General features: G+C 25.8%; 5 protein-coding genes. 2 read left to right on the forward strand and 3 right to left on the reverse strand.

Annotation, left to right across the window (positions count from 1 at the left end; translation table 11 throughout):
- Positions 1-387 precede the first annotated feature (387 nt).
- The gene (locus tag ACUUYC_RS22185) at positions 388-729 is read right to left on the reverse strand and encodes a hypothetical protein (protein ID WP_474269496.1); all 342 of its coding nucleotides are present in this window, start codon (positions 727-729) and stop codon (positions 388-390) included.
- A 142-nt stretch (positions 730-871) separates the two neighbouring features.
- Positions 872-2950, reverse strand: a complete 2079-nt coding sequence (locus ACUUYC_RS22190; protein WP_474269498.1) for a hypothetical protein — start codon at positions 2948-2950, stop codon at positions 872-874.
- A gap of 201 nt (positions 2951-3151) precedes the next feature.
- Here ACUUYC_RS22190 and ACUUYC_RS22195 point away from each other — a divergent pair, with 201 nt between their 5' ends.
- Entirely contained in the window at positions 3152-6115 is a 2964-nt protein-coding gene (locus ACUUYC_RS22195; protein ID WP_474269500.1) for a KAP family P-loop NTPase fold protein, read from the forward strand.
- 111 nt (positions 6116-6226) lie between these two features.
- Positions 6227-9976 (forward strand): SEC-C metal-binding domain-containing protein, encoded by a 3750-nt coding sequence (locus ACUUYC_RS22200; RefSeq protein ID WP_474269502.1) that lies wholly within the window; start codon positions 6227-6229, stop codon positions 9974-9976.
- A 217-nt stretch (positions 9977-10193) separates the two neighbouring features.
- On the opposite strand, the gene ACUUYC_RS22205 is transcribed toward ACUUYC_RS22200, so the two are convergent.
- Complete coding sequence (locus tag ACUUYC_RS22205; RefSeq protein WP_474269503.1) at positions 10194-10745, reverse strand: hypothetical protein; 552 nt, start codon at positions 10743-10745, stop codon at positions 10194-10196.
- Between the last annotated feature and the right edge of the window lies 1 nt (position 10746).

A 10746-nucleotide genomic window follows, 5' to 3' on the forward strand; every position in this document is an offset into this window, starting at 1 on the left:
AAAATTAAAATGAATGTTTAAAAATAGGTTTTTTTTAAAGGATTTATTGCAGGCTTCTTTACTGCAATTGGTTTTATCATTTTAGTTTTACTTTTTGCAATCTATTATTCTAAATAGTATTAATAAACAGAATAGTTCCCTAGATACCTCAATATCGTAAAACTAAATTATTCTGAATGTGAAACGGCAATTGTAATGATTGCCGTTTTTGTTGCAAGTTGTTGCAAACACCATGTGTCTGATATTTAGCAAAATGAGTTTTAAATGTATGTCGCTAATAATTAATAAATTAGCTTTTGTTGCATTCTGTTGAGAGTTGTTGTGTTTCGTTGCTAATTGTTTTGGGTTACACTAAGGTCAATCGTATATATACATTAATACCTTCTCCTAAACATTCCAAAGCATATACATAAAAGGTTTTTCAATTGATTTGTTATGGAAAAAATCAAATCGAATGTCTTGAAAAACTTCATTTAATAATAAGTACAATTTGTACTCATATGAACTGCGTAGATAATAATAGGTAGCTGTAAAGATTAAACTATCCTGTAAATCGTATTTTTTAAATAAATTATAAAGATCAACAAGATTTTTCAATATTGGTAAAAAATCAATGAAGCCTATATTAACATAAACTTCACTATCATTTTCATCATTATCGTACATATAAGCTAAAGGATCTTTTTCTTCTAAAAATGAGCTATCTTCTTCTTCTGTGAAACCAGACAAACAACCTTTTGTGTAAAGCTCATCTTCTGGATCATATTCACTTCCAATTACTACAAGTATGCTTTTTTATGGTTTCATTTTTAGTTAAAAAAGCCTCTCATGTTTCACAATGAGAGGCTTCTTTATTTTGTATTAATAGAGATTATTTATTATGCACTGTAATATCTTCATTTAAGTATTTAATTAATCTACCTAAAAATCTATTAGATATATAAACTCTTCCTTTATCTAACCTCATAAAGAAGTCAAGGTATACAAATAATGTAATCAAGATCACAAGTGAGTTAGATGATTTGAATATAATATGATTATCGGATTCTTTATTAATTAATATTTTATGATATATCTTACTTTTTGTAGAGAGTTTAATAAAAGTTAAATGTTCTTTTCTTTTATTAATATCTAAATTCTCTTTAATCTCTGATATTCTTCTCTCAATAGAAAATTGTTTTCTTAAAATATATTTATCCCAATAAAAGAATTTTAAGTCCTTAAAATAACTATCTTTTAAAAGATATATTCCTCTCAAGATTACAATTGATATGAATATATAGTCTAGATTGATTAAAGTCTCTCTTATTATATAAGCGCAAGTAAAGATTGATACTAATTTTAAAACCTCTATAAATATAAATCTATTGCTATCCTTTAATATAGAACGATATCGTTTCTTACGAGTATTAGATAATATAAATACATTAGATTTTCCATTATTGCTAGTATTTATTTTACTTTTTCGAAAAAGTTCTTCGAAAAACTCTTCTAAACTTTCAAAAGCTTTCAAAAACATTTCTTTAGCTCTATCATTTATAGATGTAAATAACTTAAGTTCTTCATTAATATTCAAGTTTTTATCTTGAAGTATATTAGTATTACAATAATATTTAGTTCTTAATGATTCCTTAAAAAATTTACATTCCTCTAAGATACTATTTGTTGTTTTTGAATAACTAGACAGTTCTTTGTAAGTATTTTCATTTTCTGAGGTGTCAATAATATTAAAAGAGTCATTTATTTGCGAGTCTTTTAAGTTCCTGTTTTCTCTAAACATTGATAGACACTCCTTATTATAGTTATCTAATGATGATATATAGATTTCAGATGCCCCAATGCTTTTACCTAATAAATTTTCTTTTTGAGATGTATCAAAAAGGACTTCTATTTGAGAATCAATTAAGTCTGAATTATCGAATAGCATAGGTGAGTATCTCTCATTTGAAATATATAATGACGTAAATATTCTAGTTCTTTTTTCGTTAACAAATACTTTTTGTTTTTTAACAACTGTATCTATAAAACCAAAAGAATATTTAATAGAATCAGAATAACAACAATCCAATACTATAATAGCATTAGACTTTCTTTGATTATTTTTATCTAAATTCTCTTTTTGAGATACATTAGCAACGTTTGCATACTGATATCTAAAGTACCTTCTAAGGTCTTTGATCTCAGCGAATAATTGTTGATATAGTTTTTCTTTTCTTCTATCGATTATTTCTGCCTCTATTATATATTTTGTTTTTATTTTTTTCTTTAACACAGAAGGAAAGATTGTTGTTTCATCTTCAACAAGTATAATATCTAATAATTTAATTTCTGTATTCAATAACCTAAAATAGTCTGTAAGTGTACTTCTTCTTACATCAGTACTTAAAGAAACATATACAGATCTCACTAAACTATTTTCGATATCACTAAGGTTCTCTTCTTTTGTCTTATTATCAAATAATTTTGAAAATTGATTTGGTAATCTAAATTTGATCGGACTATTTGGAGTGTTTGGATCATTAGGTTCAATTGAACTAATTGGATCATCGGGTCCGTTACCTAGATACTTATTGATTTCTCGTTGAAGTTTATTAAGGACTTTTTGTTTGTAAGGTAACCTTGGTTCATCATCTATGGCATTGTAAATACCGCTTAAAATATAAACTGGATGATAAAAAAAGGTTAATTTAATTCTATACTCTTTGGAAAGGGCAATTAATTTGTGTTCGATGTTTTTTCCAGTAGGCACTTCTTTACCTGCCGACTCTAAAATTTGGATGCGTTTTTTACTAATCAACTCTTTTGATAATTTATCAGCATAATCTCTTGGGAATAATTTACCAATAGTTAGACGTTTCGATAATACCTCTTTAAAAAAGAAGGAAACTACACCGCTAAAAAAAGAATTTAAAAACATATTTTTCTTGTTTTTTCGTAAAACGATAATCATAAGTTAATCAAAAAAAGTGAAAGCGCCACTTAATCCGTTAAAGAATAGCAATTTAAACCCTTAATTCGTTAGTTTTATGTTCAAAATCATAAAAAAAACAATTAAATTCTAACAAATATTTGTTCTGTACGAAGAATTATTTTTCTTACATTTATAAAAAATAATTCTTCGCTAAAATGGTATGAAATTAACAGACTACTCATGACAAAACTTTTAGATACGTTTTTTAGCTCTAAAATCACTCGCTATATTTTCCTTTATATTCTAATAACAACTTCTTTTTATTTTTTCAGCAACACGATAAACAAATTGATTTATGATTATTTTACAATTGAAGAGAAATCTTTTGAGAAGATTTCTATTGGGATACTTCTCTTAATATCCATCTTTAGTGGATTATTTCTCTATTATAAATTCTATTTAAAAGCTTATCAGCCTTCTACTAATTTATTACACGGAATACTCATTTCTACTTTACTTTTTTATATTCTGAGATTTACAGATTATGCTAATGAATGGGAATTTATTACAGTAGGAAAAAGTACATTTCGTTATCTAGATTTTGTAGGTATTCTATTATTCTTGACTACATTTCTTTTAATAATACAACTAATAAAAAGGTGCTTTTTGGCAGAACAGAAATTGCCAAACAATCCTTTTGTTGCTGATAATCCAATAGAATCATTTGCGGACGATAAGCTAAATTATGAGAAACGAGCAGATGATTTGATCGGTTATTTAGAAAGATCAAATTTCAACAAATCATTTACTATTGGAATCGTCGGTCCTTGGGGAAATGGTAAATCAAGCCTTATTCGGATAATTGAAAAAAAGATTGAAGAGAAGTATTTAAAAGATACAATTCAACTCAAGTTTTTACCTTATTTGAATCATAATGAAGATGATATCATTAGTGAATTTTTCAAGCAACTTAGCAGAGAATTAAGTAAGCATAGTGGACAACTATCAAATCATGTCCTTAATTATTCTGACAAGCTTTTAAAGCTTTATGAAAATAAAAATATTAAAGAGTTTTTTACTAAAGCTTCATCTTCCTCAAATTCTTCTTCACTTGAAACTTATGATACTATTAATTCAATACTAACAGAATTAAATAAGAAATTTATAGTTTTCATTGATGACCTAGACAGACTTTCAAACAAAGAAGTGCTACAAATTTTAAAATTAGTACGAAATACTGCAAATTTTAGAAATTTCATTTTCGTAATAGCATTAGATAAAGATTACATTCTGAATACACTCATGCAAAAGAATGATATTGTAGACCATACTTTCGTAGACAAATTTTTTCAGCTAGAAGTGTATTTGCCTGAAATAGAGAAAAAACAATTAAAGCAAGATTTTGTTGACTTATTGGAAATATCAGACTTACAATCTGAAATATTATTTATTCAAGAAATAAAAAAAGCTATTTACAGAAAAGATAATTTATTTGACGATTATATTTCCAACCATAGAGGCGTTAAAAGATTAGTAAATCAACTAGTATTCGATTATCAATCACTACCAGATAGACTGAATACAAATGATTTCCTAAACTTCACTTATTTAAAAATGAAGTTTCCTTCTATGATAAAGTTTCTTAATGAAAATTGGGCTTCTGTTATTCCTTATGATCTAGACACAAAACTTTGTGAGTTAAAGAAGGTGGATAATAATGATAGTCAAAAAGATTTCTTTGATATCTATAAAAGTTTTAGTTTTCATAAAGTCAATACTTTTAATCCAGAATATAAAAAGTATAATATATCTGCCTCTCTAGTTGAACATGAAGAACTAGAGAAAGTTAACCAATTAAGCTATGAACAAAATCTACTAGTTGCCAAAACATTAATTGCTTTATTTGGAGAAATTAATAAATCAGAAGGGCATACTTCAATAAAGTTTGGGAATAACCTTAGGAAATTGTTACAACAAAAAGTTGTCGATAATGAACTTACGTATAATGAGTTTGAAGCTGTTTTTAATTTAGAAAATAATTTTTCAAATCTTAAAGAAGCATTAGGAAATAAGCAAACTCAAGATATTCTAGATAAAATTAGTTTTTACAATATAGAAGAATTAGATAAAATAACCTCAGTTACACTTAGTTTATTGTTTGTTTTTGATAAAGCCGAAGAATATGGAACTTCTCCTAATTTAGTCTTAGATACTTTAGGGAATTTTATAGCTAGAAGTAATAATATAAACAAAGAGTTGAATAATTTAAATGAAATTACTGAGGACATATGGAAATTCATAGATGAAAGGTATTTAAAAGATAATGACTACAACACTGCAAAAAAATTACAATTTTTATCTTTTTTAAGTGAGAATAGAATCAGAATCAGCGTTGATGACTGGGGGACTACTGAAGAAAAACTAAAAAATATTTCATTAGAGCAGTACCAATCATTTATAGATGAAAAAAGTAATACAACATGGGGGGTAAATGATTATTCATTTTATGGAGCCTATCATGACGTACGTAAATTTAATCCTAAAGAAAAAGTCACACCAATATTAATTGACTATTTAAACAATAATGACATTCATTTATTCTGCGCTCAAATAACTGATACTGGATTTAGCACAAAAAAGATGCTGAAAACCGCAGATTTCACTATTGAGTTATTTGGATCAAAAGTATTATACAGAAAATTTATTCAAAACAAGTATGAAGAAATCAAAAAGGAAAAAACAGAAGATAAAGCCTTAGCTGAATATCTAAATTTCTTAGAACTTGAATCATATACTAATTTTTCTAAACCTATAAGATTCGAGTTCCTTGAATTTGATTTAATGAAAGAAAAGTTAAGCACAATTACCAAGAAAAGTGATGAAAGGTTTGAGAACGTAATAGAGATTTTTATAAAATCAATAAATACAACTTTTCATAGAGCCACTAGTAATGATTTAAATGGTGAAAATATACCTGGATTCATCAATTATCATTCACATGAAGTACAAGGCACATACTACTCTTCTTATACTATAGAAGCTGGAAAGATTCATGAAGCTAAACTCTCTATCTTTAAACATTTTATAAAATATTTAGATAAAGAAGAAGCTAATAAAATTAGTGATGGTAAAAAAGCAATAGTTAATAAAAAGAACGAAAAAGTTATTGAAATTGTTTCAATTCAACCTAGTAGTTATGCTTAAAAACTTAATTTAACATTTCATGACTTCATTATAACTTAGTAGTAAATAAACTACTTTTTTAAATCTAGTTTCTTATCTTACATTATTAAGTTAAACTCATTAATATTAAAAGTGTCTAAAATAGGAAGAAACGAACCATGCCCGTGCGGTAGTGGAAAAAAATATAAAAAGTGTTGTATTAGTAAGAATATTGAAGATATTATTAATACACAATTTCCTTTTTCATTTCCAGAAGTAAAAGAAAGTCGTTCTTTTAAAAAATATATTGCTAAAAATAATAGTCTTGAACTACTTAAAATATTCTCATTATTACAACTTACTCCAAAAAATCAGTCTAAAGAATTCAGATTAGAAAACATACAAAAGATAATAAGTAGCAATTTGAATTCTATTAATTCGTCAATAAATTATAAAGAATTAGAGAACTTGATTCACAAGGAATATGAATCTAATTATCGAGAAGATCCTTGTGAAGCTGCTTTTACAGAAAATATTATGTTCCTTAATGGAAATAATATAGTGTTTCCTGGTATGACAAATGATTCAACGGTATTAAATCAAAATTTATTAAACACTATCTTATTATGTGATAACGATTTAACAGAAAATTTAAAAGCTAAGATTAAGGATGGTGGATTTTTTATTCTATATTTATTTAATGAGATTGCAGAAAAATTAGACTACAAAAGAAATATCTTTGAGGATAATGATTGGCAAGGGAAAATAGTTTTTCCAAGTTCCAAGTTCTTAGAAAAGCATTCAAATCATTTTGAATTCAAAAAAGAAAAAATTCAAAAAATCTATAAAGACTTAAATATTACATTTGATATTATTACAGAATTTGTGTCTTCTTTTGACGAAATCAAGAAATCTACATCAGAGAATAATATACTAACCCGAAAACCTTTTATTGAGTTTCAAGAGAATTTCTATTTAGTAATGCCTTCTTGCCAGATGATGTGTTTGAACAATTTTATTTTAAAAACCGTTGAAGAGTTTAATGAAATTGATAAATTATCATCTTTGTATATTAAAACAGTATTGAATGATTTACATAAATATTTATGCTCAATATGGGAACAGATAGATGTTAAAACACCATTGTCTTATGAGGAATCAATATGGCAGTTTGATCATAATAAATTTGCTTATGTATGTTTATTGACGGTAGACCAAAAACATTTTGAAAAAAGAGCTGATGAAGCAATACAAAAGGTTAAATCAGAATTTGAGAATGAACAAATAGAATTTCTAGCATTTCATGTTACTGCTCCGATGTCGACAGAACTATACTCATTAATGTTCAAGAAAATTAAGAATGCAAAATATCAATTAGCAACCAGTTATTTTAATGTTGAGTGTTTAATAACATATTGGAACTTAGATAAATTATCTCTATGGAAGTATTTGAGAGCTAGAGAGAGAGCTGAAGAAAAAGAAATGATAATGAACCCAGCTTTTTCCATTTTGAGTTATTTTAAATGGTACAAACGTAATTTTGAATCATTTTTTCCTACAGATGAAGAGTGTCCAAGTTTTATTTCTTTTGATTTTGCAATACAAGGAGAAATAATTATTGATGCAAATAAAAAGAATGACAGGCATTTTATTCTTCATCATAATAGTGATAATATTTTAAGCTATTTACCAGTAATTAAGACCGAAAATCATGCTCCTATATATACATCTGAGGAACTTTTTAACGGTTTTTTACGAGTGTGTATTGAAAAATATATATGTCCTATATGGGTTTCTTTAAAAGCACCTAAGGATTCTTATGGTAAAAACTTCATAGATTCAATACTTTTTTGGTTAAATGAATTTTATGAGTATCTAAACCCGCTTATACAGGAATTGGAATCTCTTCCTGTAGAAATAATACTTGAATTTGATGAATCACTAAACAACATTTTATTAGACGATGTTGAAACTAATGATTTATCAAAATTATTGATTAAGTATAGAATTGAGCCTTACACTAGGAGAATTCATTTAAAAATTCCAATCGGAATTTATAATGCACTAAACAGAAGTGATAATCATGGAGAAAGGGTTTTGATGGGTTGTGTTATTAAAGGGCTGAGTAATTTATTAGAAATAGCTGAATTTAAAGGAATATCAGAAAGTGAAATTCAAAATATTCTAGATTCATGTATGCCCTTAAGTGAAGCAAAGATGATCTTGACTATGTTCACAGATAATATCCAAACTGAAAGTAGATTTATTCCTAAAGTTAGATTCATTCAGGAAGCTGATACAGCTTTAGTATTGGAAAAAAATATAGAATGGCTAGGATATAATAAGCCTATTCCCAAAAAAATAGCAGACTCCAAACAAAAAATAAAATTATGTGAAGATTTAATAAATTCTTTAATCAAACAACTTCGATATCGACTAAAAAAATATGATTCAAAGAAATTATTAGAATTTTTACTGTTAAAACATGAAGCATTAATTCATGAAGGAGCTAATTGGTCAGTTCAAATACCTACTAGATTAAAATGTTTTAGTAAGTACGATGATGTAATTAAAGAATTTCGAGAATATGAAGCTAAAAGAATCAAAACTTCAATAGCTATTCGCGGCTTGATAGAGTTTGTAGTAGCTGAACCATTTTTTGGAAATAAAGAAGAAAACGATGACGATGTTGATTTTCTATTAGCAATAATGATAGAAATAATAAATTACGGAACAGTTAAAGATTCAATCCAGTACAAAATTGACAATCCAAATATAGGCTTACTACCATCTGGAAGAATTGGAATTGATCATAGTTTCCACAAGAATATTTTAGTAAAATATAGAAATGATACTACAAATGATGAAATTGTTGATTTTAAGGAGTCTTTTAGAAAAAAGTTTAGAAATAATAAAAAAATAAATGATTCAACATCTAAACAAGAAAAAGAGTTTAATATTTACTATGATCATGTTGATAAACAATTCTTAAAAGATTGGAAAATAAGTTTATCAGAAATTGATAATATTATGTTTTTTCTCTGTGAATATTGCTTAAGTAAATCAAAGTCCTACATTCAATGTTCTGAGGGTGAGTTCAAAAATATTTTAAAAGAAAAATTAGAATTGAATAACGACAAGATAGAAGCCTTTATAGATCAATTTGTTCTTAAAACAAGAGGGAAAATGGATAAGCCTGAAGATTTGAAAAGTTTCCATGAAATATTTCCATGGCGATTTAATAGAAAGTTTTCTTATCTAAGGAGACCAATATTAAATATAAAAAATCAAGATAATTCATGTACCTTTTTATGGAGTATGAGACATTTAGATTCAGCTTCAAAAAATTTACAAGCTATTTTCTATAATGGAATTATGAAAGTAGAACCTGTCTATAAAAATATAAATCGTCTGTTAGCAGAACGCAATAATATAAAAGGAAAAGAATTTAGAAAAGAAGTTTACAGTTGGCTAAATAATAATACATACCTTGAAATTATACCTTATGAGGTTAAAATATTAAATAGAAAGTATAAAAATCAAGATAGAAATATTTTAATAGCGGATAAAAACTATGGAGATATAGACATTCTTGCATTCGATCATAATACAAAGACTATTTATTCTATTGAATGTAAAAACACTAAACAAGTCAAAATCATTTATGATTTTAAAAATAATATAAAAGAATACATTGAAAAACATATTCCAAAACACCTCAATAGAGAAAAGTGGTTAAGTAGAAATAAATCTCAAATAAAAAAGGTTTTTAGACTTCAATCAAACGAATATCAAATTAAATCACTAGTAATTTCGTCTTATAGAATACCTGCAAATTATATAGAAAAAACTCCCATCTCAATTTATTCTTTAAATGAAATCAAAGAGAGTAATATTTTTTGAAATTGTTTAAAAAATACTTTTTTATTCTATAAATCTTTTAATCTTAGTAAATATGTAAGCTTTACACAACTATGATTCACTTATTTTTAATAATTTGTCCTATATTCTTCTTTAAGCTATAAAGTTTCTTTCGAAGCAGAACAAGGATTTTATCAATTTAAAAAGATATCATAGTATTTAGAAAAACTGTTTCATTTTTTATTGCAAGTCTATGTTATTATTCTTCATTTTTATGAGATGAATTTTTTATCAAAACAAAAGTAATTAATAGTATATAGAAAACCCCAATAGATATTAATTGAACTAAATAATAATCGTTATCAACTAATACGTCAAACTTAAAAAATAATTTTTCAATTATTTTAATTGTAATATATGATAAAACAGATGAGAAGAATAATTTTTTAGATAAATGCAATTGTTCTTCTGCTTTTTTGTCTGGATCCGAACCAGATTTTGTTATATATCGTTCTAAATCGTATTCATAGTATTTTAGAAATCCAAATAATACAAAAATAGGTAAAAAATACAAAAATAAATTTTCTGAAAATTCTAAAACAAATGGGAAATGATTTTTGTCATAAGGTTTGTTAAAGTGAGTTATTAAATCTGAGCCAAGGTGATAAGCAGAGAAAGTTGCTGTTAATAATAGTAGTAGAATTAGTGTATATTTTATAATATGATTTAATATATCTATTTTAAGAATGTCTTCTAATACATTACCTAAATAATCATTTATACCTGACCATATATTTTTCATTTTTTTCATA

The sequence above is a fragment of the Kordia sp. E genome (assembly GCF_056033805.1).